21 protein-coding genes and 4 pseudogenes are annotated in these 26,948 nt (G+C 68.8%); 9 read left to right on the forward strand and 16 right to left on the reverse strand.

Annotated elements, in window-relative coordinates:
• Positions 1-34: 34 nt before the first annotated feature.
• The 6 genes from GT354_RS23180 to GT354_RS23205 are packed head-to-tail and all read right to left on the reverse strand — an operon-like array spanning position 35 to position 6,532.
• Positions 35-1,294: an ATP-grasp domain-containing protein gene (locus GT354_RS23180; RefSeq protein WP_161358299.1), complete on the reverse strand. Its 1,260-nt coding sequence runs from the start codon at positions 1,292-1,294 to the stop codon at positions 35-37.
• An 18-nt stretch (positions 1,295-1,312) separates the two neighbouring features.
• Complete coding sequence (locus tag GT354_RS23185) at positions 1,313-2,677, reverse strand: methylaspartate mutase (RefSeq protein ID WP_346012136.1); 1,365 nt, start codon at positions 2,675-2,677, stop codon at positions 1,313-1,315.
• Positions 2,674-3,141, reverse strand: coding sequence for a cobalamin-dependent protein (locus GT354_RS23190; protein ID WP_161358300.1), 468 nt, complete (start codon positions 3,139-3,141; stop codon positions 2,674-2,676). Before GT354_RS23190 ends, GT354_RS23185 begins: the two co-directional genes overlap by 4 nt.
• A 49-nt stretch (positions 3,142-3,190) precedes the next feature.
• Complete coding sequence (locus tag GT354_RS23195; protein WP_161358301.1) at positions 3,191-4,459, reverse strand: ATP-grasp domain-containing protein; 1,269 nt, start codon at positions 4,457-4,459, stop codon at positions 3,191-3,193.
• Positions 4,449-5,645: a pyridoxal phosphate-dependent aminotransferase gene (locus tag GT354_RS23200; RefSeq protein WP_346012137.1), complete on the reverse strand. Its 1,197-nt coding sequence runs from the start codon at positions 5,643-5,645 to the stop codon at positions 4,449-4,451. Before GT354_RS23200 ends, GT354_RS23195 begins: the two co-directional genes overlap by 11 nt.
• A complete protein-coding gene (locus GT354_RS23205) occupies positions 5,642-6,532 on the reverse strand; it encodes an isocitrate lyase/phosphoenolpyruvate mutase family protein (protein ID WP_161358303.1) in 891 nt (296 codons plus the stop codon). The genes GT354_RS23200 and GT354_RS23205 overlap by 4 nt, the downstream gene beginning before the upstream one ends.
• A 1,340-nt stretch (positions 6,533-7,872) precedes the next feature.
• On the opposite strand from GT354_RS23205, the gene GT354_RS23210 reads away from it, so the two are divergent.
• Positions 7,873-8,886 (forward strand): winged helix-turn-helix domain-containing protein, encoded by a 1,014-nt coding sequence (locus GT354_RS23210; protein WP_161358304.1) that lies wholly within the window; start codon positions 7,873-7,875, stop codon positions 8,884-8,886.
• Between the two features lie 232 nt (positions 8,887-9,118).
• Positions 9,119-9,634: a transposase gene (locus GT354_RS23220; RefSeq protein WP_346012138.1), complete on the forward strand. Its 516-nt coding sequence runs from the start codon at positions 9,119-9,121 to the stop codon at positions 9,632-9,634.
• A 1,001-nt stretch (positions 9,635-10,635) separates the two neighbouring features.
• Here the strand turns inward: GT354_RS23220 and GT354_RS23225 are convergent.
• Positions 10,636-11,136, reverse strand: coding sequence for a VOC family protein (locus GT354_RS23225; RefSeq protein ID WP_161358306.1), 501 nt, complete (start codon positions 11,134-11,136; stop codon positions 10,636-10,638).
• 128 nt (positions 11,137-11,264) lie between these two features.
• On the opposite strand from GT354_RS23225, the gene GT354_RS23230 reads away from it, so the two are divergent.
• A complete protein-coding gene (locus GT354_RS23230; protein WP_161358307.1) occupies positions 11,265-12,347 on the forward strand; it encodes a YafY family protein in 1,083 nt (360 codons plus the stop codon).
• Positions 12,348-12,368: 21 nt separating this feature from the next.
• On the opposite strand, the pseudogene GT354_RS23235 reads toward GT354_RS23230, so the two are convergent.
• Positions 12,369-12,993, reverse strand: a pseudogene (locus GT354_RS23235) (ISAzo13 family transposase); the annotation flags it as partial.
• 48 nt (positions 12,994-13,041) lie between these two features.
• Positions 13,042-13,429, reverse strand: a pseudogene (locus GT354_RS54390) (hypothetical protein); the annotation flags it as partial.
• Between the two features lie 1,028 nt (positions 13,430-14,457).
• Between GT354_RS54390 and GT354_RS23240 the strand changes: the two are divergent.
• Positions 14,458-14,922 carry a hypothetical protein gene (locus tag GT354_RS23240; protein ID WP_161358308.1) on the forward strand — a complete coding sequence of 155 codons (465 nt, stop codon included), beginning with the start codon at positions 14,458-14,460 and terminating at the stop codon, positions 14,920-14,922.
• 1,160 nt (positions 14,923-16,082) lie between these two features.
• On the opposite strand, the gene GT354_RS23245 is transcribed toward GT354_RS23240, so the two are convergent.
• Positions 16,083-16,253, reverse strand: coding sequence for a hydrophobic protein (locus GT354_RS23245; protein ID WP_161358309.1), 171 nt, complete (start codon positions 16,251-16,253; stop codon positions 16,083-16,085).
• A gap of 177 nt (positions 16,254-16,430) precedes the next feature.
• Between GT354_RS23245 and GT354_RS54395 the strand changes: the two are divergent.
• The 5 genes and pseudogenes from GT354_RS54395 to GT354_RS23265 all read left to right on the forward strand — a co-directional run.
• Positions 16,431-16,804: pseudogene (locus GT354_RS54395) on the forward strand (DUF6192 family protein); the annotation flags it as partial.
• Positions 16,805-17,349: 545 nt separating this feature from the next.
• Positions 17,350-17,616 (forward strand): hypothetical protein, encoded by a 267-nt coding sequence (locus tag GT354_RS23250; protein ID WP_237535365.1) that lies wholly within the window; start codon positions 17,350-17,352, stop codon positions 17,614-17,616.
• A 1,151-nt stretch (positions 17,617-18,767) separates the two neighbouring features.
• Positions 18,768-19,079, forward strand: a pseudogene (locus tag GT354_RS56600) (transposase); the annotation flags it as partial.
• Positions 19,080-19,650: 571 nt separating this feature from the next.
• Positions 19,651-20,202, forward strand: coding sequence for an EF-hand domain-containing protein (locus tag GT354_RS23260; protein ID WP_161358310.1), 552 nt, complete (start codon positions 19,651-19,653; stop codon positions 20,200-20,202).
• 694 nt (positions 20,203-20,896) lie between these two features.
• Positions 20,897-21,193 carry a hypothetical protein gene (locus GT354_RS23265; protein WP_161358311.1) on the forward strand — a complete coding sequence of 99 codons (297 nt, stop codon included), beginning with the start codon at positions 20,897-20,899 and terminating at the stop codon, positions 21,191-21,193.
• Positions 21,194-21,398: 205 nt separating this feature from the next.
• On the opposite strand, the gene GT354_RS23270 is transcribed toward GT354_RS23265, so the two are convergent.
• The 6 genes from GT354_RS23270 to GT354_RS23295 form a co-directional block, all read right to left on the reverse strand.
• A complete protein-coding gene (locus GT354_RS23270; RefSeq protein ID WP_161358312.1) occupies positions 21,399-21,701 on the reverse strand; it encodes a hypothetical protein in 303 nt (100 codons plus the stop codon).
• Between the two features lie 148 nt (positions 21,702-21,849).
• Positions 21,850-22,437: an SMI1/KNR4 family protein gene (locus GT354_RS23275; protein ID WP_161358313.1), complete on the reverse strand. Its 588-nt coding sequence runs from the start codon at positions 22,435-22,437 to the stop codon at positions 21,850-21,852.
• A 479-nt stretch (positions 22,438-22,916) separates the two neighbouring features.
• Positions 22,917-23,240: a transcriptional regulator gene (locus GT354_RS23280; RefSeq protein ID WP_161358314.1), complete on the reverse strand. Its 324-nt coding sequence runs from the start codon at positions 23,238-23,240 to the stop codon at positions 22,917-22,919.
• Positions 23,237-23,698, reverse strand: coding sequence for a hypothetical protein (locus GT354_RS23285; RefSeq protein WP_161358315.1), 462 nt, complete (start codon positions 23,696-23,698; stop codon positions 23,237-23,239). The genes GT354_RS23280 and GT354_RS23285 overlap by 4 nt, the downstream gene beginning before the upstream one ends.
• Positions 23,699-24,442: 744 nt before the next feature.
• The gene (locus GT354_RS23290) at positions 24,443-25,531 is read right to left on the reverse strand and encodes an NADH:flavin oxidoreductase/NADH oxidase (RefSeq protein ID WP_161358316.1); all 1,089 of its coding nucleotides are present in this window, start codon (positions 25,529-25,531) and stop codon (positions 24,443-24,445) included.
• Between the two features lie 167 nt (positions 25,532-25,698).
• Positions 25,699-26,496 carry an alpha/beta hydrolase gene (locus GT354_RS23295; protein ID WP_161358317.1) on the reverse strand — a complete coding sequence of 266 codons (798 nt, stop codon included), beginning with the start codon at positions 26,494-26,496 and terminating at the stop codon, positions 25,699-25,701.
• Positions 26,497-26,948: the final 452 nt, after the last annotated feature.

The raw sequence follows: 26,948 nt of genomic DNA on the forward strand, positions 1-26,948 counted from the left end.
CCGGTCGGCGTCACGGGTGACCTGCCGTTGCGTGTTACTCCGCCCATCGCGGCGTGAGTGTGCGTGCGGCCTGATCCAGGCGCGCGTCGACCTCGGCCGCGCTGTGGGAACAGGCGATGACCGCCGCCAACACGCATCCTGTGTAGTCCCGTGGTGGCAGGAGCACGTTGTCGCCGAGCGAGCGTTCCACCGTCACGTGCTCGACGCCGGGCACCGCGAGGGCTCGCTCGATTCCCCTGAATCCCCCGAATCTGCCCTCGTGTTCGGCAATGATCTTGACGACACCCGCGAACATCGACGGAGCGCCGATCCCTGTCGCGGGCGTCAGTGGGCGACTGCCGACGGACAGTCGGAGCACGTTCTCGTAGAAGGGCTCCTTCGTCGCGAGCGGCACCAGGTGTGACGTGATGTAGTCGCCGCCGACCCGTGCCGCCACCTCGATGAGGCGGATACGGTCACGGTCGACCTTGCACTCCAGGTGGAATGCGCAGTTGTCGAGGCCGCAGACGCGGATGACCTCACTCACCAGTGCCCGCACTCGGTATTGCTCCCTCGAACCGAGTGAGGTGGGGAAGACGTGTCGGATCTCCAGGTGGAACGGTGGCGATGTGGTCTTGTCCGTGATGCCGACGACGATCACCCGGCCGTCGTGGACGTACCCCTCGACGCTGTGTTCCGAGCCCTCGAGGTACTCCTCGTAGATGAGTTCGCCCGGGGCACTCGCGAATACCGGATGAACAGCGCTTTGGGCGTAGGCCGAAAGGGTTCGGTGGGCGTGTTCGAGCTCCTGCTCGGAGCACACCTGGAAGACCCCCATGCTGCCCATGGAGACGGTCGGTTTGAGCACGGCCGGGTATCCGATGTCCGCCGCCGCCGCCGCTGCCTCGCGCCACGTGCGTACGAGCGCGAAGCGTGGGAGCAGGGACGATCTGTCCCGCAGGGACTCACGCATCAGGTATTTGTTGCGGGTGATGGCGGCTGCCGGTAACGGGGTTCCGGGCAGCCCGAGTCGGTCGGCAAGGGCTGCCGCCGGGACCACGTCACGATCCCGCCAGGGGACGACTCCCACGATGTCGTGGCGATGTGCCAGCTCGCCTCCCGTCTTCAGGACGGCTGCCACGTCGTAGGTGTCGGTGATCGACACTTCGCGCACCAGTCCACGAGGCAGGTCGTCGGGTGGTCGATCGGTGATCAGGAGCACCTCGTATCCCAGTCGGGATGCCGCGCGCAGTGTGGGCAGGTAGGCCAGTTGATGCGTTCTCAGGTTGAAGAAGGCGATGCAAGGAGATGTCATATATTCCTCTCCGGGTGATCAGCGGCGCCCGACGGTGATGGAGGGATCGCCGGGGCCGGCGAAGAAGTTGATGTCCCTCGTGAGTTGCTCGATCAAGTCCGGTCGAGGGCCGGGGCCGGACGCTTCCAGCAGGGACTGGTTGCGTCGTGAGGTTGCCGTGGAGAAGGGGAGGTTGCTCGACGTCAGGTAGCGGATCGCGCCCGTCGGGTCCCGCATCGGAATGATGTCCGAGCGGGCCAGCCTGCTCGCGCTGAACGGGATGTCCAGGCGCCCGTCGGCGAACGCCTGGGGAATCTCCGCACGCGGATCGCCGCATGCGAGGATCGGCTCGACCAACTCTGCGACCTCGCGCTCGATCCAGTCGGCCTCCTCGGACACCTGGTCCTCGTTGACGGTGACGAAATCGAGCAGGGATGTGGCGGCAAGCCCGGTCGTGGCCAAGCCCTCGAGATTCGCGTGTGTATCGGGGATCCCGAAGGCTTCCTGGTGGGTCTTGGTGAGCACTTTGGTGGCGCGGCCCAGTCGTGCGACCAGCGCTCCATAGAAAATGAGGGCGTCCGCGCGGGGGCGTTCCGCGGGAAACGGGCCCATGTACTGGTGCAGGACCGGGTAGACGTGGGCATCGCCGGGCAGATACCGACGGGCCAGCCGCGGAATGCATCGCAACGTGGCCACGTCCTGGATGACCTCGCCGCCTTGCGGATACGCGATGGACAGACACCGTACGCCTTCTCGCGCCGCCAGCCACGCTTCCAGGACACTGATCGCCAGGCTCGTGGAAGGTGGGATCAGCACGGCCGTGAGGGTGCCGAAGAACTCGCGGTCGACGACGATGCCCTGTCGGGCGAGGTCGCCGCACACGGCGTCGACGTCGCGCCAGACGGCCAGTGACTCGCTCAGGGGGAAGTTCTTGGCATACGGCAGGTTGTAGCAGATACCGCCCCCTTCGAACGCCGTGATGCCGCTGGCGATGGTCACTTCGAAGAGTGCCCAGGGATGGGGTGAGCCGTGCCGGATCTGGATCGGGGCCTGGGTGGCCTCGTTGAGTTCGCGTCCTCGCTGCCAGCCGTGTGCCACCAACGGGTACCCGTTCAGGTCCTGCGGGTTCGCCTTCACGCAGCGCGATGCCTGCGCGAAGCGACGCATCCGGGTGTGCGCGTCGATGGTCAGCGTCTGAATGTCGGGGCGCGCGCCTTCCTCCAAGTCCTGAAGCAGCCTCAACTGGGCCGCCTGGCTTCCCACCCCGCACCGCGCCTGTACCGCCACACGACCGTCACGATGCGCCGCGCGCAGTACGTCGGCAACGCTCGGCTTGTTCAGCGAGCGTATGTAACCCACGCTGTCCGCGAGATCGGGTACGGCTGACGGAAAGCGGGCACTCACGATGCCCTGGTCGACGAGAGCTGCGACGCGGAGGACCGCAACCTGTCGAGGGTGCCCGGTAGTTCGGCCGCGTCCTCCAACACGACGTCGACCCCCAGCGTGAACAGGCGCTCCAGGTCGCGGGGCGACTTGTGGCTGCCGACCGAGAGGTTCCCGCCGAGAATCACGGGGCAGGTGATCAGGCCCGCCGCGCGTATCGCCGGCAACTCGCGCAGATCCTCGTGGGCGTGCCCGTTCAGACTTCCGATGATCACGGCCTCGGCGTCCGGGTGTTCCGCGCACGCCTCGACGAACTCGGCGACCGACGTATTGACCCCCAGATTCACCACGTGGTAACCGCGGTCTCGCAGCGTGCGCGCGATGAGGTGGTTGGCCACCGCGTGGGCGTCGCTTGCCGCGACCCCCAGGATGACGGTGCGCAACGCGGTGGTTCGACTACCGTTGGTGCTTGGGCCAGTCCTCACGACAACTCTCCTCGGTTTCGTATGTGGGGCGTCGTTCGTCGTCGCATGGTCACGCGACGACGAACATCCGGTCGCATATTCGGCGTACCTCGGCGAGATCCTGATCCAAGGTGGGCCGGTCGGGCGCCTGCATTTCGATCCGCAACATCGATCGGGCACCGTCCTGACGCGGCGTCACCACGTCACCCGTCTGCTTGCGAACCACGACCCGGTCGACGCTTTCGAGGCGCTCCAGTGCGTCGAGCCCGCGCAGGTCGATCAAGGTCCCGCTGGTGCTCGGGTACGGAGTGACCACCGCCGACGCGTTGTGCGTGATGGTTCGCAGGGCGCACGGTCGGGCGCCTCGCAGGGTTTGCGCCCAGCTCCGCATCAGGTCGATCCCGAATGCCCGGCGCAACAGGATCGGCCGATTGGCGCCCGGTCGTCCGGCGACCTCGATCAAGCGCGGGCCCTGTGGTGTGTGGATGAACTCGACGTGCGCGACACCGACGGTGATTCCCAGAGCTCGTAGTGCCTGGCAGGCAAGCTCTCGCATCCGCGTCTGTGTCGCCTCGTCCAGGCTGGACGGCGTGATCCGGGCGAAGTGGTGGAAATCCGTGCCGCCCATGTCGGCCCCGGTCACCACGTCCACGACCGGGGTGGTGGAGATCGTCCCGTCGTGCGCGAGGCAGTCGACGGAGTGGTTCGTGCCGGGCATGAACTCTTCGACCAGGATCTCGGCGGCCACGTCGGTGATGTCGTGCTCTCGGGCGAAGCCGGGCAGTTGTGTGGCGAGGTGCTCGTAGGCGTCGCACAGTCGCGCCGGATCGGCGCACAGCGTGACGAAGTAGCTGCCGTACAGATTGCCGGGTTTGAGTACCACGGGGTAGCCGATCCGAGCAGCGGTATCGAGCGCTTCTGCCCGGTCGCGTACGGCACCGGTTCGGCAGGTGGTGTGAGCGCCGATCCGCGCAAGAAACAGCTCGCGCATACGGGACTTGCTGCGCACGTTGTACGCGGCTTCCGGCGACAGGGCGGGCAGGCCGAGACGTCGTCCCACCTCGGCGCACAGTCGGACGGTGGCTTCGTCGATGTTGATCAGTGCGAGGCGGTGGGTTCGGCCGAGGTCGCGCACCCGATCGCAGACCGCCTCGGGACCGTCCGAGAAGCTCAGTTCGGCCGGCACCGTAACGCCCTGCGGTATCTCGGAGTTCAGGGGGCTGTCGGTATTGCGCAACAATCCGACCGTGAGTCCGGCTTCCAGGAGCGGGGCGTAGAACTCCGTGCGCTGTACCGTTCCGAAGAAGAGGTACAGCTCGGGATTCATCTCATCGGACATCGGCGAAGAATCCCTCCAGACGGTCCAGGCCGAGCAGGATGTCCTTCTCGTCGATGGCGTACGACAGGCGGAAGAACCCGTCGAGGCCGAAGGCGCTTCCCGGCACGACGGCGACCGCGGCGTGCTCCAGGAGCATGTCCGCCAGCACGTCGGCGTCCGTGATGCGTCGCCCCTGATGGCTGCGGCCCAACGCATCCCGGCAGTCGACGAAGAAGTAGAACGCACCGTCCGGGAACCGGAATCGCAGGTGGGGAATCCGCCCCAATCGATCGGCCACCAAGGACCGGCTTCGTGCCAGCGTCACCAGGACGTCCGCTCGGAAGGCGTCCTCCGCGCCGGCCGCCGCCGACACCAGACCGTGCTGGACGACACTCGAAGCGTGCGAAGTCGTGTGACTTTGCATCTTCTTCATGGCGTCCACCACTGCCGGCGCCGCGTGCACGTACCCGATCCTCCAGCCCGTCACGGCGAAGCTCTTGGAAAACGAGTTCACCGTCACCAGGCGTTCCTGGACGTGGGGTGCGACCGACAGAAGGGACACGTGCCGAGCCGGCGGGTGGACCAGCGAGCTGTAGCACTCGTCGCTCACGAGCCACACGTCTCGTTCCGCTGCCCAGTCGGCTATCTCGCGCAAGTCCTCGGCTGGATACACCGCACCGGTGGGGTTGTTGGGAGTGTTGACGAGGATCGCCTTGGTACGGTCCGTCGCGTGCCGCTCCAGTAGCTCGCGGGTGAGCCGGAAGTCGTTCTCCGTCGTGTCGACGGCGACCGGGCGTCCTCCCGCCAGGAGTACCTGGCTGACCAGGCTGCCCCAGTAGGGCGCCGGGACCAAGACTTCGTCCCCCTGTTCGACCACCGCCAGTACGGTCAAGTACAGGCCGTACTTGGCGCCGTTGGTCACCACGATCCGGTCCGAATCGACGAGCGTTCCGGTCTCGACACTCATCCGTGCGGCAATGGCGTCGCGCAGAGCCGGGATTCCCGCAGTGTCCGTGTATCGGTTCGTGGCGTGTGAGAGGGCTTCGGAAGTCGCGGCCAAGACCCCGGTCGGCGGTAACGAGGCGAGCTCACCGGCCGCGAAGTTCACCACGTTTCTGCCTTGGGCGGACAGCAGACGGGCTTTGTTTCTGGCACCCGATGTCCTGGATCCCGCCACCGATGCCACCCGAGCGGCGAGTTTCGTCACGACGTCAACAGCTCCTCCGCCGCACCCCTGAGGTACAAGGCCTCGTCGCGCCGTAGCTCCTTCACTCCCACCAGATCGAAGACATGCTCGAGTGAGACCATGCGGTCGCGGAGAATGCTCGAACGCCCGTCGGCCCGCAGAAGTCGGAGATTTTCCTCGATGGCCTTGATCGACGAGCGCATGGCTTGATTGGCGAAGATCACGATGCGGTAGCCGAGCTCGTGTAATTCCTGGGCGCTCACCCGATCGTAGGTCGTCGGAACTGCGACCAAGGGAACGGCGGAGTCCCATTTCTCGGCAAAGGTGACCAGTTCGTCGGACACAGGCTGCTTCGAGTGCACCAGTACGGCGTCGGCCCCTGCCTCGGCATAGGCGTAGGCGCGGTCGAGCGCTTCCTGAATACCGTTCCCGGCGATGAGCGCCTCGGTGCGGGCGATGACGAAGAAGTCCGGATCCGTCTGGGCTTCCTTGCATGCCCTGATCTTGAGTGCGTGCTCGCGCAGGGGCACGAGGTTTCGTTGCACTCCTTCGTAGAAGCTGCATTTCTTCGGGAATTCGTTGTCCTCGATGCAGATGCCGGCGATGCCATGGCGCTCGAACATGCGCGTTGTCACCGCAGCATTGATCGCATTGCCGAAACCGTTGTCGCAGTCCGCGATGATCGGGATATCCACCGCTTGGGCGATGATGTCGCACTGCCTGAGTTGGTCGGTCATCGTGAGGATGTTGGCGTCCGGCACACCGAACGAGGCCGCAATCTCGAAGCCGCTGCCCCAGATGGCATCGAACCCGGCGTTTTGTCCGAGACGCGCGGTCATCCCGTCATGAGCCCCGATCGCGGTGAGGTTCGACCGCTCGGCAAGTAATGCAAGGATCCCGTGATGCATTCGAATCCATTTCGTTTGTGTTGGGACGGCGAGTCGTCGCCGATCAAATCCGAATCGAGACGCAGCTCGTCGGACGTCAGACCCCCTGGGGGTCGACTGGCGCGGAGCGCCAATTTACGCGGCGATCTTCGTGTCGCCGGGCGCCCCTCGAGGGCTACGGCCGCATGTCCTGTCGGCAAACTCGACGTTAACAACCGACGGGCTGCTCTGGGAAGGGGTTTCTTCCCGAGAACGGTTCGTGGAAGATCATTCACCGGAAACACGAGATCCTTCCGCTCTTTCACGGAGAGCGCGAACTGCTCGCGACCTGCGGGAATATGGACCGGCAAAGATCGTCGCGGTAAAGCGGAACCAATCGTTCTCGTCGAAACTGCCCTACGGCAACGCTGCGGATCCAAGGCGGGATACACAAGGATGCGCCCTGTTCGAGAGCTGAATCCGAAAGGTGGCGTTGGCCCGTTTTCGGAGGAAATATAACGCGCCGTATCCCATGAGCCGTATCCCATGATGAGCACCGCGATGGCGTGGGAGGCCGTGGTCCGTCGCCGGCGGCGATGCCTCGGAACTGCCCGAGCACCTACGCCGGTCACTGACCCGAGTCCGTGCAACGGACCGGCCCGACACGCCAACTGCGTTTTACGACAAGGATGTTGGTCTGCTACGTCGACCCACACGGCCCGTGGCAACGTGGCGGGACGGAAACACCGACGGATTGCCGCGTGCGGTGTGTGGGGTTGGTCGGTTCGGGGGCAGGGGTGAGATGAGGGTTCGGGTCCGGTCGGGGATCAGGGGAAACGTCGGTGAAGACGGCTCGGTAGGAAAAGGGGCGAGGACGGCGTCGGTGGTGTGTTCGAGGGTGAAGGGCTGTCCGCCACGAGCCCGTTCGCGTCCGAGGATGGCTTCCAGTCGGTTCCGGCGTTCTCCCCGGCATGCGGCGGGGGTGGACCGTGGTGGCGTCCACCTGGTCGGGGGTCGCGGTCTCGTTGTTCTCGAAAATTTCGAGAATGGGGATTCCTTTCGGTCGGGACATGTCCTCGCGGGGGCAGGCTGTTCGCCGGCCGATTGAACCCGCCTGTTCACGGTGGCGGAGCATCTACGCCGCGGCTGTTTCGTCGACGAGCGCGGGTGAGCGGCATGCCCGGTCGCGGGCGCGACGTTCGTGTGGCGCTGAAGAGGCAGCGAGAACCGAGGAGGCGGCCACGCGGGTCGACCTCCTGCGGGACTCTTGCGACTGGGTAAAGCCTCTTCGGTCGAGACGGTGCGCGACAACGGCTTTCGGGCACGACCGAAAGTCCCTGGCCACCGGCTGCGGTGGCGAATCAACGGATATTAGGGGACATATGTTACGTATCCATTTCACTGCCCGGGATCTGGCGGGGGTGGCGTTCGCTCACCACACCGCGCTTCCGATCAGCGAGGCGGTGATGAGTCTGCAAGTCCTGCGCCAAAGCTCCGTCCCGCTGTTTCGGGCGTGGCGGCGTTACGTCCTGGAACGGTTGCCCCCGCACGCGTCGTTGCTCGGCTCGTTGGTCCCGGCTGCGGGCTGGGTACCGGACTTCCTCACTCCCAGCGCGCCGGCGTTCCCCGGCGCGGGAGCCTTCGAGGCGATACGAGCCACACCACGCGAACGCCTCACGACCGATGTGCGCCGCCTGTCGGCGCATCGCCGCCCGGCGGCGTGGGTACGCCAACTGGCAGACGGGGACAAAGAAGCCCTGGACGTCGTGGCCGACACCCTGGCCGCTTACAACGACGTCGCCATAACGCCGTTCGCCGACCCCATGCGGGCCGTACTGGACGCCGACCGGGCCTGGCGTGTCGAGACCATGGCACGCGCCGGGGTTGGCGCCGTGCTCGCCGGACTGCACCCGCAGGTGCATTGGCACGAACCAGTCCTGGAACTCCCCGCCCTACCCGGACAAGGCGACATCGACTTCCACCTGGAGGGTCGCGGACTCCTCCTGTGCGGGCACGTCTTCTGCGGCCTACGCCCTCGGGCGCTGCTCAACGACGTCGACACCCCCGTGCTGATCTACCCACCACTGCGCGACCTCTCGGCGAACGGCCTCGTCTCCGAACCGCCCCGCCCCCGGGAGAACGCACCCAAGGCCCTGACAACGCTACTGGGCCGCACCCGCGCAGCCGTACTGCACGCCCTCGCGGGCCCGGGCGGCCACACCACCACACAACTGGCCCGACACCTTGGCATCTCCCCCGCATCCGCCTCCGAACACGCCGCAGCCCTTCGCGCCGCCGGCCTGATCGTCAGCCTTCGCCAGGCCAACACCGTTCTGCACACCGCCACCGCCCTGGGCACCACTCTCCTCGCGACCACACACCACTCCCCCGCATGAACCGGCGAGGCCACGGCGCCGGGACTGTCAAACGTTCACCCCTCATCGGTAGGACCAGCGACTCATCCTCGGGGGACCCGCCCGGAATCCGCCACGGCACGACGACACCAACGCCTGACCGCGGCGATAAAGGAGAACTTCGCGGCGAATCACGAGACCTACGGATATCGGCGCGTCCACGCCGTCCTGGCCCGCTCCGGCGAGGCTGCCTCGCCGGAGCTGGTCCGGGAGGATCGACACCTGCCGAATAGGGGTGTTCGCCGCCTATGCCTCGCGACGGGGCCGGGCCCTGGTCGACCGCCGGCTCTATCTGCCGAAGTCGTGGACGGGCGAACGGAATCGATGCGACGCGGCGCGGATCCCCGCCGATCGGGCCTTCGCCACCAAGCCCGAGATCGCCCGCGTCGTGATCGCGCGGACCCTGGCCGCCGGGATGCCGGTCGGGTGGGTCGCCGCCGACGAGGCGTTCGGGCACGACTTCAGGTTCCGGCGCTTCTGCGAGGAACACCATGTCGCGTGTCGTGGCGGTCCCGAAATCACAGCACGTCACCTCGACGGCCGTGGGCGGATCGACCCGCTGATCGGCCACGCACCCGCCGAGGCGTGGATACGGATGTCGTGGGGCGACGGCGCGAAGGACCCGCGAACGTACGACTACTGTAAGCGTGCGCGAGGCAGCCGACGATCCCTGACTTCGACGACGAGGAACTCGGGCCTGGGCGTTGGAAGTCGGCCCGACGAAGCCTGAGCGATCCCTCGGACATCGCGTACTTCCTCGCCGTCGGCCCCGAGCACACACCACTTGTCGAACTCGTGCGCGTCGCGGGCGCCCGATGGACGATCGAGGAAGGCTTCCAGGCCGCGAAGAACGAGTGTGGCCTCGACGAGTCCGGCGTCTCCCCGGTGCCGAAGGTGGAACGGCTCCGATCTCGTGCGCACGCGTGTGGTCGAAGCCGCTGTTCGTCTCACGCATGGAACCCGGCGCGTTGGACGCCCAGTTGCCGGCGTCAACCACCTACGCGAAGCAGCTCCCGGGAGGGGCACGGCGACGGGGCGTTGGACGACGTCGCCGCGGCGGACGTGGACTGCGGCGCGGCGTCGGGGTGTTGGGTCGATCGCGGGGCGGAAGTCCGGGCGGGGGTGGTTGGGCGCCCCGCTGTCGGCCGGGTGGGCGGCACAGCGCGTGGCACCGGTGGGCACGGCCGGGGCGGTGGCCGTGCCGGACGGGCTCCGAGCCAGGCGCACCTGTGGGCAGGCGTTCGGGATCGCGATGGGCGCGGCGGCCCGCCTGTCGGGAGCAGGTCGGGCACTTCGAGGTCTGTTCGCCCGGACCATCGGCTCCCCCGCCGCGCTCGCCTGGTCGGGGATGCGAATCAGGCGCCGGACTGTTCGACGCGACGCTCCAGGGTTCGGAGATTTCGTTCGCGTGCCTCGAATACGCCGTCTGCGGGTGCCGGTTCGGCGTCGAAGGCGGATCGGGCAGAGGTGCCGGAACTCGTGGTGCCAATCCGGGTCGAGGCGCCGGCCCGGGTGCTCCTCGACCAGCGCCGTGTGCTTCTCGCGCGAGGACCCCACGAAGTGTTCGACGAGTTCGGCCTCGGTGAACGCGCACCCCAACGCGGTCCTCACCTCGGCGGGGACGCGAATGGCGATCCGCTCACTGTCCACGAACACGCCGTCGCAATCGCAATCGCAATCGAGGATCACCGGATCGAACGCGGTCCGCGTTCCGGCCGACAGCCTACGAGGCTACGCCTCCCGGCCGTCCTTCCCGAAGAACTCCGCGCCCTGGACGTAGGCCATCGCCGCCACAAACTCCGGGTCGCCCAGTCGCCGTTCGAGTTCCTTCGGGGCGACGTCCTCGATCCGCGACTGGATCCACCACAGATTGCCGAACGGGTCGCGGACCCGACCCACCCGGTCACCGAAGAACAGGTGGGTCACCTCGGTGACCGAGGTGCCGCCGGCCGCCACCGCGCGCCGGTGCACCTCGTCCGCGTCCTCGACGTAGAGCCGCAGGAAAGCGGACGGTGCGGGGGTCGTCGGGTCGATGTCGAACATCATCACCATCGCGTCGCCGATTTGAACCTCGGCGTGCTGGATGCGACCGTCCGCGCCGACGAAGCGCGAGCCCGCCGCCTCCTCGGCGCCGAACGCTTGGGTCAGGTAGTCGATCAGACCCGCCGTGTCGTGCGCCAGGATCCACGGCGTGACGGTGGTGTAGCCCTCGGGAATGGTCTTGACGCTCATGTCGCTGCCTCCGGTGACAAGCTCTTGGAACGGGAATCCGGCGCTCTCGGCGCCGCCGCCTCGGTGTCTTCGACGATATTCGCCATATAGGTCGGATCCTGTCCGCAAGGAATGGCATCCTCGAAACCATGACCGTCGCGACGCCCGCCCGCCTGCTCGGCCTGCTGTCCCTCCTCCAAACCCCGCGGGAGTGGCCCGGCAGCGAATTGTCCGCCCGCCTGGCGGTGAGCCCGCGCACGATTCGCCGCGACATCGAGCGGCTGCGCGAGCTCGGCTACCCGGTCCAGGCCACCCGCGGCGCCGAGGGCGGCTATCGGTTGGTCGCCGGGACGGCTATGCCGCCGTTGCTGCTCGACGACGAGGAGGCGGTCGCGATCGCGGTGGGGCTGCGCTCGGCTGCCGGGAACGCCGTCGCCGGGATCGAGGAGGCGTCCGTGCGGGCGCTGGCCAAGCTGGAGCAGGTGTTGCCGGCGCGGCTGCGCGGGCGGGTGCGGGCGCTGGCCGGCGCTACCGTGCCGTTGGTGATGTCCGGTCCGACCGTGGAACCCGAGGCACTTGCCGTGCTCGCCGGCGTGATCGCCAACCGCGAGAAGCTGCGCTTCGTCTACCGCACCGCCGGCGGAGCGCAGAGCGCGCGCCTGGTCGAGCCGAACCGGCTGGTACCCGCCGGGCGCCGCTGGTACTTCGTCGCGTACGACGACGATCGTGCCGACTGGCGCAGCTTCCGGGTGGACCGGATGGGCGACCTGCGCCCGACCGGTGCGCGCGTGGCCGCCCGCACGTTGCCCGATCGAGACGCCGCGGCCTACGTGGAGCGCACCAGGCTCGCCGCCGCGCCGACCCACCGGGCCGACGCCACGCTGTACGCGCCGGCCGAGCAGATCGCCGCCAGGCTCGGCGACGCACTCGATCTCGAAGCGGGCGCTCGTCTCGAAGCGATCGACGCCGAGAGCTGCCGGCTCACCGGCTACGTCGACACGCTCGAATGGCTCGCGTTCCGACTGTCCATGCTCGGCTGCGAGTTCGAGGTACACCAGCCGCCCGAACTCAGGGAGCATCTGCGTGCCCTGGGCGGTCGGGTCACCCGCGCGGCGGGCGACCCGACCGGTCTCGTGCCGACCCTTGTTGGGCATCGGTCGGAGGTCACGGCGCAGGAAGTCGACTCGGCCCGCCGGGAGGCGACGGACAGCGCCGGGGTGTCCAAGCGGTGAAGCTCCAGTGCGCTTTCGAGGGGCGAACGCGGCCAGGTGCTTCTTCCAGGTCCAGCGGTGGGGGTTGTTCGAGCCGCCGGCGTCGGCAGTGATCGGCAACCGGCCGGCGTCGGGGTGGCGTTCCCGTCCGCGGCTTGGCCATCGGCGGCGTATGGACTCGGCCGCGAACTCGGCGGTGTCGTGGTCGGTCCCGACGTTGACCCAGCCGGTGCTGGTGGCGATGTCGTGGATTCCGTAAGGAATGGGGACGCCGGATGGCCCCGCGACGTGAGGTTCGAGGCCAGGGCCCTCAGCGACAGGGTGGTCCATGGGGGCGGGGAGACGGGATCACGCCGCGTGTGCGGTTCGATCAGCGCCTCGAATGCCGCCAGTAGGCCGGGTTTGGTGACCGTCAACGGCTTGCGGCCGGCCCCCGGAGCCCGAACTGCCTCGTCGGCACCGGGTCCACGGCCGGCTCGGTGACGCCGCGTGCGATGGTGGCGATGCTGGTCCCCGAGGCGACAGCGACCGAGGTGATCCCGCCGTGGCCGATGGCGGCGGCCTCGCCGGCCAGGTACAGCCGACGGCGGTGCTCGTCGAGATGCGGCAGGATCCGGTCGAACTTGGCCTGTAACGCGGGGACGGGCGGACGCACGTTCTTGGCCAACTATTCCACCAACTCATGCTGAGCAAGCAGTCATTGAGATACAGGCGCGCCGGCGGTGCCGGTGTATGGATGTTGGACATCGGCCGAGGCGGTGCCCTTCTTCAGGAAGCCGGTGTCGTCCACGACCGGGACGGCACGTCGGTCGTCGGTCGCCGGTCGTCGGTCGCCGGTCGTCGGTCGTCGGTCGTCGGTCGTCGGTCGTCGAGATGCTCGACCACGAACTTCCGTACGTCGTCCCGGGCTTCGGCCGCATCCCGGTCGGCCGCGTTCGACAGGCGCTGCAGCCGGTTCGGCCGGGTGTGACCGGCCTGCTCGGCGACCGGCCACCCGTTCTTGCGCTCCAACGGAGGCATCAGCCGCGCATGTACGCCAACGCCGCGGCTCGCGGCCCCGCATGGGCGAACCTCGACCCGAACCGATCGTGCAACCCGTTCAACCCCGCCGCCCACGACCGCGCCGGCCCGACCCCGACGACACCGTTCACGAATGGTCCGACGAACAGCCTGACCTACAGTCACGACCTATGCGGTTGCAGTACCAGTGCCGCCAAGTGAAGGGAACAAGGCCGGCAGACGAATGTCCTGTGTCTTTGGCAGGACTCCTGTTGTTGCCCCACCCGTGTCCCCCGTCTCCTGCCAGTGTGGTGCCCTGACTTTCGTTCGGGGGGTCCAAGGCGATGGACGACGGTTCCAGGGGGTGACGTGGAAGTCTGGCAGGCAAGTCTGTGGGGGTTCCTGGGTGCCGGAGCGGTGGAAGCTTTGGATTTGTACGGGGCTATCCGTCGTGTTCGTGCATATCCATGGAGAGTTGAGCATGAGGTCCCTTTAGGGCCCTATTTGCTTTCCGTGGTATTGAGATTACTCCTTGGGGTCGGTGTTGCCGCGGTGTTCGCTGCCGCCGGCCAGGCCGGTGGGCCGGTGGGTGTCGTCGCAATCGGCGTCGCGGCTCCCAAAGTCCTCGAACAGCTCGCGCGTACCGCGCCTGCCGGCGGGTCCGCCCGACCTGTCGGGCCCGGCGAATCACCCGCCATGGCAGAAGGGCGACTCGATGCGGACTGAGAGCTTCGCCGGACGGCTTCTGGCGGCCGTGGGTCGAGCGACCCCGGCCTTCGCCCCGTCACAACAACCCTCGCGTCCCGGCCTTCGCGGTCAGGTGCTCGCGGCGGTCCTGCGGACGACGCCCGCCTACACACCGCGCCCGACGACCCCACACCCGAGAACGAACGAAGCCGCGATCGCCGAAGTCGGCCCCCGGCCTGCGGACCCGACCGCGCCGGCGCCGATCCACCGGCACCCCCGGCCCGTTGACGCGAACGTGCCCGAGTCGATTCACCGGCGCCCCCGACCCGTTGACGCGAACGTGCCCGCGCCGATCCACCGGCACCCCCGATCCGCCGATACGCGTCGCCAAATCTTGGGGTTCGCCCTTGCGGCGACAGCAGCGGTCACAGTGGGGAGCATCGTCGTGGCCGACCTCGCCATGCCGGAGCAGGACAACTCGTCGGGCAACGCCAGGCGGTCGGAGCCCACTCCCGACGGCAGTACCACGGCGCGGGTCCGCATCCTTGCGGTGGAGACCCCCGACGGCCGCCCGGCAACAGGCGATCGGGCCGACATCCGAGTGGCGGTGGACGTCCCTCCCAGCCAAGGCGATGCGCTGTGGCTGGTCGTCAAGGTCGCCGGCGAAGGCACGCCACCTGGCCTTCGCTACTACGCGCAGGCGACGATCGACGCGACCGTGGGTACCCATGTCGTCTCCCTCGACCTGAGGACCGTACCCACGGGGTCCCACCGGGACTTCCTGGTCGTAACCGCCGACGCGTCCGCGCAGAAACGCCTCGTAGAGAATCTCCGCAGCGACGGAAACAGTGCATGGGACGTCAACCGGACGCAACTGCCCTACGGCGCAACCCCGATCGCAATCTCCTGAAACACCCACCGAGCATCGGTTCACCGGGTCGGGTCGCCCGGTTCGGCCGAGCGGAGTGGTCGTCGACGCCCCCGACGAGGATGCGGGGTGGCGCCACCACCATGGGTCGGGGACCGAGTGCTCGGCCGCCGTCGACGACCGTGGCGACCCGCACCGGATGTTGGGGGCCTTGATCCGCGGCGTCCGGAGCCGGACGCGATGTTCGTCCGGCGGGGCCACGCCCTGTTGTGGAGCCGGTTCCGGTAGCAGAGGTCGTCGTCGTTCCCCGGCGTCCGCGTCCCTCCTTCACCGAAGGCCACAGGCACTCGACACCGGAGGCACGTCCAAAGGCTGAGGTTCGGGCAGTTGCGCCTCGTTCGAGGATCGGTTGGGCGTCGCGGTGCCTGCGCAGGACCGCCTCGAACGTGGCGTAGGGGTCGTCGGGGGGCGGTGGTTGCGGCGGGGCGAGTCCGCGACCCGTACGACCAGGAGATACTTCCGTCCTCGGGACGGCCGAAGAGCGCGAGTGCTCGGGCGTTCACGTCGCTGTGGATCGCCTTCCGGGCGCAGGTGGCCCGGGCGGCCCTCGGACGAGAGCCACCCGGATGAGTGACCCGTAAAACCGTCTACGGCGGGCAGGTACACCCCGGGCGCGGTTCCGGGTCCTCGGGGAAGGAAGGCCCGAACCGCGCCCGCCCGTGGTGCGACGCCCGGTGAACGAGGACCGGGCACAGCGGACGCGGGCGTTGCGACGTTCGGTCACCGTCTGTCCGTCCGGGCCGGTGGTCTGGTCGGGGCGTATGGGTACATGTACCGCACGGAGCGCGCCCACCGGCCGGCCGTGGTCGTCGACCGGGCTCGGCGGATCGTCGCCGGCGCGGCGCCGGCGTGACCTTGGGACAGCTCCGGGATCGGGCGATCTCCGAGCAGCCGGCGCCGAACACACCACGGTGGGACCGGGGTCGCCGTGTGGAGGTGCAGATTCCCTGCGGATTCACGCCGGCCCCGGCCGTGTTCGACGCCTTCCCTCGAAACGGTAATCCATCTTCGGAAGCGACGGCGTCGTTCCCGGGGACCGTTTCGAATTCGACGGGGAACTCCGAAACGGGCTGTGGTCCGACTCGGGTTCCCCGAGTCGGACCACAGCCCGTTTTGCTTTGTGTCGCGGCCCGGCGGCGCTGCTACCAGCGGTACCAGCGGGCACGGCGACCGCCGCTGCCGGCCGAGCGAAGCACGAACCCGAGCGCCCACACGACCAGGACGACCACGGCGATCCACCACAGTGCCTGCAACGCGAAACCGGCACCGAAAAGAATCAGGGCGAGAAGCAGGACTATCAGCAGGGGAATCATCGTTTTTACCTCCGACCCACGTGTGCCCCACTCATTCGAGCGCATGCCTGGGAAGAGGGTTGTTTACCGGGGGCCTTTCCGGTGAGGATTCGGTGCCCTTCTCGCTGCCTCCCAAGTGGTTTTACCGCCGTTCCCCGGCGGCGCGACGAGGCCGGGGCCCGGTCCTGGCCGGCACCACGCCCGGACGTCGCCTTTCGCGCGATGAGGGACGACTCCGCCCGCCACCAGGTCAACCACGCCCAGGTGGAACAGGGCCGGCAGGCCCGCGAGCACTTCGAGGAGGCCGGCTCCGTCGCCCCGTTGCCCCGGCGGCCCGCCGGATCGATCGGTCGGTGGAGTTCCTGGACTGGGTCACGGCCTGCCACGCATTCGTCCCGGCGGCCGGCCGGGGCGTCTCGGGCATGCGTAACCGCCAACTGCGCGACGACGAGCGCACGTTCGTGCACGAGAGCGTCGCCCGGGTTCGAGCGACGCTGGACTGGATCGAGACGGCCGTCGACTCCGGGCGGGTAGACGTCGACGGTGAACCGGCTCGACTCCTCCAGGGCAAACAGGCGATGCCCCGGGCCTCCGAGCGCGGATCGCCGGCTACAACGTGGAGGCCTGGGGCGCTCGTTGAACGCGCTGCGGCCCGACCGCTTCCCCTTGTTTGCCGAGCGCACCGCGGCGGGCCGGACACTGTACGGGAGAGTCGAGCGTGTGCTTCGCCGCTGGGCCCTCGTCGACCTCGGGGGCGACGTCGTCGGGCTGCCCGAACGGTGGCCGCACCGCCTCATCGGCACGGAGCCGGCCGCCGCGTGACGCTTTCGTTGCCCGGCGGTGGGGCGGGGCCCGCACTCGACGGGTCGGTCCCGAATGCCTGCCGTAGGTTCGCGGCCATGGACACGAACACGAACACCAGCCCGAGGTAAGCGAGCTGAGCAGGCCGGCCGACCCGCTCGGAGCGTCGGCGTTTGCCTGCGCTCGACCGAGCCCACCCTCGTAGGACCGGGCGTTCGGTACTACGACCCAGAGGCCGTCGTCACCAGTGACTTCCTGAACGGAAGAACCGCCTACCTCGGGTTCCGCTCGGAGGTTCTCTCGGACTGGAGTCGGCTTGGATGCCGTCGAGGAAGCCGAGCACAAGGCCGACCTCGACGAGCCGTTCACGGCGGACTGGCCCCTGTCGGGCCGCAGCGCCTACCTCCGATCCATGGCCGACGACCCGTATGAGGCCGCCGAATTCCGTAACGGCGCCGGCACCCAAATCGTCGTCTCAGTACCGTTCGACTCGGGCGGGGGCTGGATCATCGAATCCAGAGAGCCCCTGGCGGCTGCCCGAGCAGCTCTCGGCGTCGACGTGAAGGAGGGCACACGTCCGTGACCGACCCAGACGCCCGGCGCGTCCGGGGCCGGGGCGGGTCTTGGATGCGCCGTCCTTGGTGGCGACCTGACGACCGGGCTGTTCGCGCCGGGGTTGGGTGTGCGGAGGTCATGTCCAGAGGCCGAGAGCGAGGATCACGAGTGTGGTGAGGGCCAGAATGAACAGGCCGCCACACCCGTCGCCGGGGCCGGAGTTCTTCGACCGCTTCGGCGACGATTTCTTCGGTCGTTTGGCGCCCGTGTGCCTGGGGCAGTACCGCTCGCCCGGTCTCGTCGGCCGGCCGCAGTTCGTCCCGCCGCCACCCTTGATCGTCGTCCTTTGACAGCCCATGAAAGCCCCCTCGACCGTGGTGACTCCATGTTGTCGAAGTCCCTTGCGGTGTGCGGGGCTTCGCGCATACTGATCGGCTTTCGTGGCGGATCACGAGGGCTGAGGTGGGAGCCTCTCGGAGTTGGTGCCCGGGTACACCGCAAGCGGCGGGCAGCGGCAGGCCATGCCTGTCGTGGGTGCCGAACTCCGGCGTGGGCGATTTCGGCAAGTTCGAGAAACCCTGCGTTGCGCCCCGGCCCGAGCACGGCGCAGTGGCGGGTGAAGATGGTGGGGTGGGTGGCGGGCTCGTGCCGAGACGCGGCCGGGGTGCGTGGGAGACGGCGTTCGCTGCAGGTCGGCGGTCGTGCGGCCGTCGCCCACCGTGATCGCGAAGGGGACCTCGAAGTACCCCACGCACATGTCGAGGCCGAGATGACGGGGACGGCGGCCAGGCTCGGGGACGGCGCGGGCGAGGGGGATACCGGCGTCGGGGGTAAGCGTCGGCACGCTCCGGGCGCGAAAGGCGGGAGCGGGGTCTCGGCGGCGCGGTCCCCGGGAAGGGTGGGAACGGCCTCGGCGAACTCGACGACGGTCCCGACGAGTCACCATTGCGGGGGTGGGCGCCGACGAAGCCGACCCGGGCTCCCCGGCCTCGCCATATACGGAGTACAGGGTTTACGACGCACGATGAAGCCTCTCGCCCCCATGGGCCCCCATCGCCGGCACCCGGAGGTGCTGCCGGGCGCGGCCGGGGAGAGACTGCTGAAGGTCGTGAACGCCGCGAGGGACCGGCTGGTGGTGACCTGGCTTGCCGACGGCGAGCTGTGGATCGCCTTCCCGACGGCAGGGATTTCCGCTTCGCCACACCGGACACCTGGGGCGAGCCGGACGCGGCGGCCGCCGCGCAGGTCATCGACAGCTACGGCACGGCCCGGGTGACGGCCTGGGATCGCATCCACCCTCGACTCGCCACCCGATTCGCGTAAATCGACCACGACGGCGAAATCCCTTCGATAGAGGGGGCGTTGATTCGCTAGGAGGTCGACCGGCTGCCCGGTGGCGGAGGCCCGCTGCCGCTGTGGCTGTGGTCCCCCGTCACTGGCATGACCGGCGTCGACGTCGACTTGCGTCGGCAGGCGTTCCTTCGGAGATTCGCCCCCGGGCTCAGTGGCCCGGCACCTTGTTCCGGCAAGCCACTCTCGACCGCACCCACATCCCCGACGACGTTCTCGATCTCGCCCGCGCCGCGCACACGGCTGCGGCTTCGCCACGCCGAACGCCTCTACGCCGAAGCGGAGCAGACCCGCGACCCACGCGCGCTGGTAGGGCCGGCCGTGTTGCGGGAGGACGCGGGGACCGTGAGGGCGCCGACTTCCTGTGTCGCGAGGCCGCCGGCGTCGGACGCCCCCGCGCGCTGACGTGGCTGTCCCGGCTATGGGAGCAGAGGGGGACCGCGAAGGGGCCCTTGGCCCGCGCGGCCACCGACCCCGGACATCTCGAGGAATCGACGGGGTCGGCCATGGTGCGGGAAGCGGCGGGTGACCAAGCGCGCCGAGAAACCACGTGCTCACGACCTCGACGCGGTGTGTCCACGACACGGTTCCCGTCATCGGGTGACTTTGGCCCCGATATGCGCGTTATATCGGCTTTGGTTGGCGATCATGAGTGTTGCGCTCGGCAGCCCGCCGAAGCCCACCCGACCGCCATCCCTCGAAAGGGGCGACCATGACGACCGCCATCGCCGATCCGATCACCGTCAAGCTGAACGCGCTGTTCTCCGTCACCGACACCGACACGGACGGCTACGTGGACTGGGCCGACTACCAGCGGATCGTCGACCGCTACCTCACCGCTTACAAGATCGATCGGAACGACCGGCGGGCCCGCTCGCTGACCACCGCCCACCAGATGTACTGGATGGAACTGCTGCGTCACGCGAACGGCCCCGACCAGCTGAACAGGGAGCAGTACCAGCACGCGAACCGGGCGGCGAGCGTCGACACCAGCCGCTTCAACATGGTCGAGGGCCTCGCCCACGCCATCTTCGACGTCATGGACACCGACGACGACAACACGATCAGCAGGTCCGAGTTCAAGCGGTTCCTGGACGTGTGGGGCATCGACGCCCCGGACGCGATGGACACGTTCGCGCGGCTGGACACCGACGGCGACGGGGTCATCAGCCGCCACGAGTACATCCGCGCGATCCGGGAGTTCTTCTACTCCCCCGACCTCGACGCGCCGGGCAGCCTGTTCTTCGGTCGCCTCGGCAGGTGACGGAACGGCGGAGGACGCCGACCGGCGTCCTCCGCCGTGTCCCGGCACCGTCGCCCGTTCCGCGTCCGGCCACGAAACCACCGGATGCGACCGCACCAGCGGCTGCGGGGTCGGGCTGGTCCCATATCCGCACGACGACCGCTGTGTCGGGTGACGCGCAACGGCGCCGTGCGTCCTGTGCGCCCGCACGTTCGCCCAGCCGCAGCCGCGCGTACAGCCGCACACCACAAGTGAATCCGTGCGCCGACGACTCCGCGTCGATCCAGAAGATCGTCGCGGAGCTCGCCATCCCAGGCAGGGTGCACGTTCGACTCCGCGCGACGCGTCTGTGGTCCGCTGCGGAGCGCGCCGCTTTTCGCAGGGGCCGCTGCCGTGTCGCCTACAGCGGGGATTTGCAAAGAGTCCGGCCCTTGACCGTCAAGGCCGGTTGCCCCGGGATCGAGATTTCTGCCTCTGCTGAACACAGCCCAGTCCGGTCAGGGGCAGGTCGCTGTACGCCTGGTCGATGTGGCCCATGTGCCAAAGGGTCGACGACCCGTCCGTGGTGCCTTCCGCCCGGATGGTGAGCGTTGCCAGGGGGGATCGGTGAAGACGTCCGGCGCGGGCTCGAAGCGGGACCGGTTCCGGGGTGGCCCGTGCGGTGAAGGCCGACGTCAGCCAGAGTGTGAGGAGGGCGCCACATACGGCTGAACCCGTGAGTGCTGCGGCCCGAGCGCGACCGTTCGTCCGGAGAGTCGCAGCCAGCGCGCGAGGATGGGCACGGGCCTACACGGTCCTTCTGTCGTCACTCGCCCTCGCTGCCACGCTGCCCGCCCCGACCGCTTTGTGGGTCCTCGCCCACCCACACAGAGAGGGATTCCATACCCCCGAACCGGTACCTGTCGGCGACCAGGTCGCGCTGGTCCTGGCACTCACCGCCGTCAACGCCGCCGTGCTGTGCGCCACCGCCTTCGGCCGCCGCGCCGGCAACCACTTCGCCTACGGCCACTGAACCCGACGACGCGCGGCGACACCACAGCCGCAGCCGTCGGGAGTGGAGGCCCAGGCCCACCTCCGCACCCGCCAGTGCCAGGTGGCGAGTGACCCGAGGAGTCGCACATACAGCGTAACCGACCGGGACGCGGGCCGATCCGGGTCCGGGTCCCGGCCTTGGCGACCCTGTGGCCGGGGCCCTTTTCGCCCGTTCCTCGGCTCGCTCAGGATCCGTCCCATATCCCCAGACGCTTGAGTCGGCGCTGCCGAAGTCGCTCGCCGCCGGCCACGAGGGTAAAGATGATTCCCATGATCAGGCCGCCCAGCATGGCGAGCAGGACGCTACCGATTCCGCGCTCGGGTGACACCACCAGAAAGAGGAGCGCGAAGGGGACGGCCAGACAGAGACCGGCACTGATCGGGTGCCGGGCCGCCCACTTCTGGCTTCGGGTCGGACGTCGCTGTCCACCCAGGAGCCGATCCACGGCCCAGAACGAATCGCCCAGAGACCGCCGCAAGTTCGCCACGGCAAAAGGGTAGGGCAGCCCGGTCGGCAACTCGTGGGCGAGGGCTCGTGGTTGAGGACTGGTGGTCGAGCAGCGGCCTGTGGTCCGCCAAGCTCGCCGACGTCATTTCTCGGGTTCCGGCTCAGGTTGTGTGGTGTGCGACTGTGCGTCACAGAAGCGGGGCCAGGCGACTTCTTTCGGGATGGGCGCGCAGTGCCGGTGACGTGAGTTCCAGCGCGCGGTTGTCCTTGCCGGCCGTCATGTGGTCGAGCCATCGCTCGTACCAGCCGAGGAAGTCGCGGGCGGAGGAGACGTTCGGGCCCCAGAAGCCGTCCGAGTTGCCGATGACGATCCGTCCGGTGAGGGGGCCGGTCACCGCGATGAGGGCCATGTCGGTGCATCCCATCTCGATGATGTGCAGAAAGAGATCGCGCTGGGCTTCGCCGGGGACGACGCCGCTGAATCCGCGGGCGGTGCCCGGTGGGTCCATCGTGTAGAGAGGAGGCCGCTCGGGGCCGGTGGGGTCCGACAGGCCGTAGAACGGTGCGGCGCCCGAGCCGGCGATGTGGAGCAGGAACTGCCGGTAGGCGTTGGGGAGGACGACCGCGTGGGTGTCCTCGAAGGCGGTCAGCCGGGAGGCTGGGACGGTCGGGCCGAGTCGGAATCGGTGCCGCTCTTCGCCGAAGGAGTGGCTGCGATGGGGGTGGAACGGGACGGCGGCCAGTTTGCGGCGGATCCGGGGGATGCGGGTGTCCACGGATGCTCTTCTCTCGTTCCCGACAACCTATCGTGCACGCGGGTGTCCGGACAGCGGCCCGGTCGATGGTCACGACCGCGTCGGGCGCAGTGTCACAGAGGTCGGAACCGAGGCGGTGGGCAGGCGGCAACGTCGGGCTGTGGTGGCGGTGTTCGCGAGAGCCTTTGCTGCGTTCCGGCTTCGACTCCGCCCCGGATTTGCACATTTCGAGGGGGTTTGGGGGTGTCGCGAGGTTTGTTTTCCAGGGGTCTCATCGTGACCGGGGATGGTCGTGCAGACGGGATGCTGTCGGTTCGGTGTCGCGTGGTTGACACCGGGGTTACGACGCGGGCGGTGGTCCGGGAATCGGCTCGTCGGGCCGCTTCGCCGCCGGTGGTGATGCCGGACGTTCGTTCCCGACAGGGCTGTCGGTGCGGCCGGCCGGACGTGGGCCCGACGGTGGCGCCGCACGATGGGTACTCGCGTGGCGCCCACCCGCGTCAGGGACGAGTTGCGGGGCTTTCGGGGGAGGTTGTGGCACCGGCGACGATGGCCTGCAGTGCCGCGACGTGGCCGTCGAAGGCGTCCCGGCCGGCGTCGGTCAGGCGGGCCCGTACCTTGCGACGGCCGCCGCTGAGGCGACGCTCGGTGGCGAGGTATCCGGCTTCCTCCAGGGTGGCGAGCTGCTTGGACAGCGCCGATTCGGACAGCCCCAACGTTTCCTTGAGGAAGGCGAACTCCGCCCAGTCGGCGGCGGCCAGGGTCGCCACCAGAGTCAGCCGGGTGCTGGGATGGATCAATTCGTCGAAACGCGCCTTCGTCATGCCCGTGCCCAACGGCGCAGGACGCTCAGGATCTCCGGCCCGCCGAAGCCGATGACGGCCGCGATCAGCGCGCCCGCCCAGATGCTCGCGTGGTCGGCGCCGTCGGCGTGCAACGCGAAGGCGGCAAGGATGGTGATCACGACGAGCCCGAACAGCATGCCGACCACGACCAGGGGGGTGCGGCGCCCGGCAACGGCCGCGCCGACCCGCAGTCGGTCCGTGCGCCGGCGACCGGCGAGCAGGCGTGATGCGACTATCCCGTGCCCGGCGCCGAAGGCCGCGGCCGCGGTCCCGCCCAGCCACGGCGACACGTTGCCGAGTACGCCCAACCCGAGCCAGCCGGCCGCCATCGCCCACCAGTAGCCGCGGGGCAGACCGACTTCGTCGGCCACCAGGCGTTGGGCACGATCGACGGCGTCCAGCGCGGCGCGGGCCTGCTCGGGAGCGGTGTTCGTCATGACGGAGCCTCACTTTCCTGTCGGGAAACACAGAGTTTCACTTTCCCGGTTGGAAAGTCAAGGTTCCGGGCCGATGACAGCCGTGCGGCCGAAGCCGCCGGTGACTCCGTACGGCGGGTGACTCCGTACGGTGGGGGAAGCCTCACGGCACCGGCCGGCCGGCGACCTCGGACCCGACCGCCCGGTGGGGATCACCCCAGCGCCGTCCGCTCGGTGTGGGCCGGCGGTGGCCGTGTGGGGGGCACGTGAGCCGACCGAGACCGGTGTCACCGCGGGCTCCTCGGCGGAGAACGGCCAGGCCCGCCCGGGTGCGAGGCCACCGCTCTGGCCGACAACGAACAAGCAGGCCGACGGCTGCCGTTCACGAGGCCGACGACACCGGCGGATCACCGGCACGAGACCGGCACCGACCCGGCGGACATGTCCACGTTCGTGGGTGTCGTGTTCGGGTTGGTCGGTGTCGTCGCCGGTTGTCGGTGCGATGTCCGTGTTGGGTGCCGCTGGTGGGCGGGGGCGTGCCGGGTCCGCGAGGCCGGGTGTGCTGGTTGGGAGCGGGCCTGTTCGGTCACGGTGCGATGGTGCGTGCGCCCGGCTGCCGGGGGCGTGGTGGTGACTGCTGCGTAGCGGTTGCGGTCGCCGCTCGTCCCGGCGAGCACCCGGGCGCCGAGTTCGTGGGCGTGGCGGCCCCGATCCGTTGCCCGGCGCTGTGCGGCCGTTCGCCATGGTTGTACGAGGACAGGGCTCTCAAAGAGCGCGTCGGTACTGGCGGGGCCAGGCCGCTTGGTCCTTGGGGCGCTTGCGCAGGGCGAAGTACGGGTCGCGCAGGAGGGGGCGCCCGATCATCACGGCGTCCACCCGGCCGCTCGCCACCAGTTCGCCGGCCAGGGACAAGTCGTCGATCTGCCCGACCGAGGCGACCGCGAGTCCCGTGGCGTTCTTCAGCATTGCCGCGAATTCGACGTGTACCCCCTGTTGTGTCGGCGGGCGGGCGTGCGTGTCGCGCACCACCAGTCCGGACGTGACATCGAGCAAGTCGATGCCCACGGCCGCGAGTTCCTTGCCGAACATCATCGCCTCGTCGAGGGAGATCCCGCCTTCGATCCAGTCCGTGGCGGTGATCCGGACGAAGACGGCCTTCTCCGCCGGGAACGCCTCCCGAACGGCACGGGCCACGCGCAGCGCGAGGCGCATGCGGTTCTGTGGGCTTCCGCCGTATTCGTCCGTCCGGTGATTGGCCGGCGGGGAGAGGAACTCGTGTAGGAGGTACCCGTGCGAGGCCTGGATCTCGACCACCTGGTACCCGGCCAGGTGGGCCGTCCGGGCCGCGCGGGCGAAGGCGTCGACCACCTCGTCGATGTCGGCGTGGTCGGCCGCCCGGGGTGCGTTCAGGTCGCCGAAGGGAACCGCCGACGCCCCGATCGTCTGCCGGCCGCCCTCGGCCACGCCGACGGAACCGTTTTGCCCCTCCCCCACCCAGGGCAGTTGGTGTGACCCCTTCCTGCCGGCGGCCTGCAACTGGACTCCGGGAATACTGCCGCGCTCGCGTATGAACGAGGTCAAGCGCCGGTGCGCGGTGGCCTGTTCCTCGTTCCAGATGCCGAGGTCCGCAGACGTGGTCCGGTGCAGCGCCCCTACGGCATTGGCCTCGACCATGATCAGTCCGGCCCCGCCGACCGCTCGTGAGCCGTAATGGACGAGGTGCCAGTCGGTCGGCTTTCCGTCGGAGCCCGCGGCGTATTGGGCCATGGGAGACATCCACACTCGATGGGGGACCGTGACGTCCCGCAGTCGCAGCGGGCTCATCTCGGGTCCGATGAACTCTTGGCTGGACATTGGCCGGGCTCTCTTCCTGGTGAAGTAGCGCATCGGTGACCCCGGTTGCGATGACGGGACTGTTCCCGCACGGGGATCCGGGGCACGGCGAAGTCTTGTCGGGGTGCGTTGGGCGATCGGCGGAGCGGATATCGGGGAGGGCGCTGTCGTGTCGCACCGACGCCTTGTCAGCCGCTGATGTCGGTCAGGAGCTTTGCCGTGTCCTTGGGGGCCTCGACCGGGAAGTGGTGGCTGCCCAGGTCGACGAGCACGATGTCGAGGCGGTCGCGGTAGCGGTCGATCGCCTCCTGTGTCACCAGGTCACGGATCGCGAACACGGTGATCGGCTGCCTCGTCTCGCGCAGCGCCGCGTCCATGTCCCAGCGCACCAGGCCCTCGATGGAACGCAGCCCCGCGGGCTGCCGCACGGCGACCATCCTCTCGAAGTACGCGTCCTCGAGGGCCGGGTCGGTCCCCGCCGGCGAGCCTCCCTCCACCAGGCCCCGGACCGCTCCGGCGAAGTCCTCGCGGAACATGCGCACCGTCGCCTCGGCCCGTTCCTCGGTCGCCGCCGGGAACAGCGACAGATAGTGCAGCGCGTCGAGGGCGACCACGCGCGTGATCGTGTCGGGCAGCAGTCGGGCGACCTCGACGGCGACCGCCCCGCCGAGGGAGTGCCCGGCCACGACCGCCGTGCGCACCGATTCGGCCTCCAGCACCGCGGCCACGTCGCGGGCGAACTCCGCCATGGTCCACACCTCTCGTGTCGACCGGGACTCGCCGTGTTCGGCGAGGTCGACCGCCAGGACGCGATAGTGCTCGGGGAGGTGCTCGGTCACCGCGTCGAAGTCGCCGCGGTCGCACCCCCAGCCGTGGACCAGGACCACGGTCGGACCGTCGACCGGACCGGCCGCCGTGTACCGGATGGTCGTATGGCCCGAACGCCGAACCTCAAGGCTCGTCTCGGTCCCGTTTCCTGTTGTCACGGTGTCTCCTTGATCGGGATTTCGTAGGTGCGGTCGGTTGTGATGAAGACGGCGGTCGCCGGAACCCGTGCCGCCGGCGAGCGCGCCGGCGGCACGGGGGCGTGAGGGGGTGCTTCACTCAGGTGCGGGGCCGTGACGGCCCGGCGCTTCGGTCAGGTCTGGTTCGGGCGCGGGACGAGAACGGAGAACGTGATCACCGCGATCTCCGGCGCAGGGATTACGCCTACGCCTTGGGGCTCGCGGGTGGCGGACAGCGCGAGTACGTTCCCGACGACCTCGCAGTGATCGTTGCGTTAGCGATCTGAACGTACCACAAAAGCATCGATCACTGCGTCAAAAAAGCAGCGATCGATGCAATAGAGGTGGATCAGCGCGTCGCCGGAGCAGCCTGCGGGCGCCGCCGCGGTGAACCGCTCGGTGCGCACGGGGGCCGGAGCGCAGGTCGCGGGCCC

Source organism: Streptomyces sp. SID3343, from assembly GCF_009865215.1.
GTDB lineage: Bacteria > Actinomycetota > Actinomycetes > Streptomycetales > Streptomycetaceae > Embleya.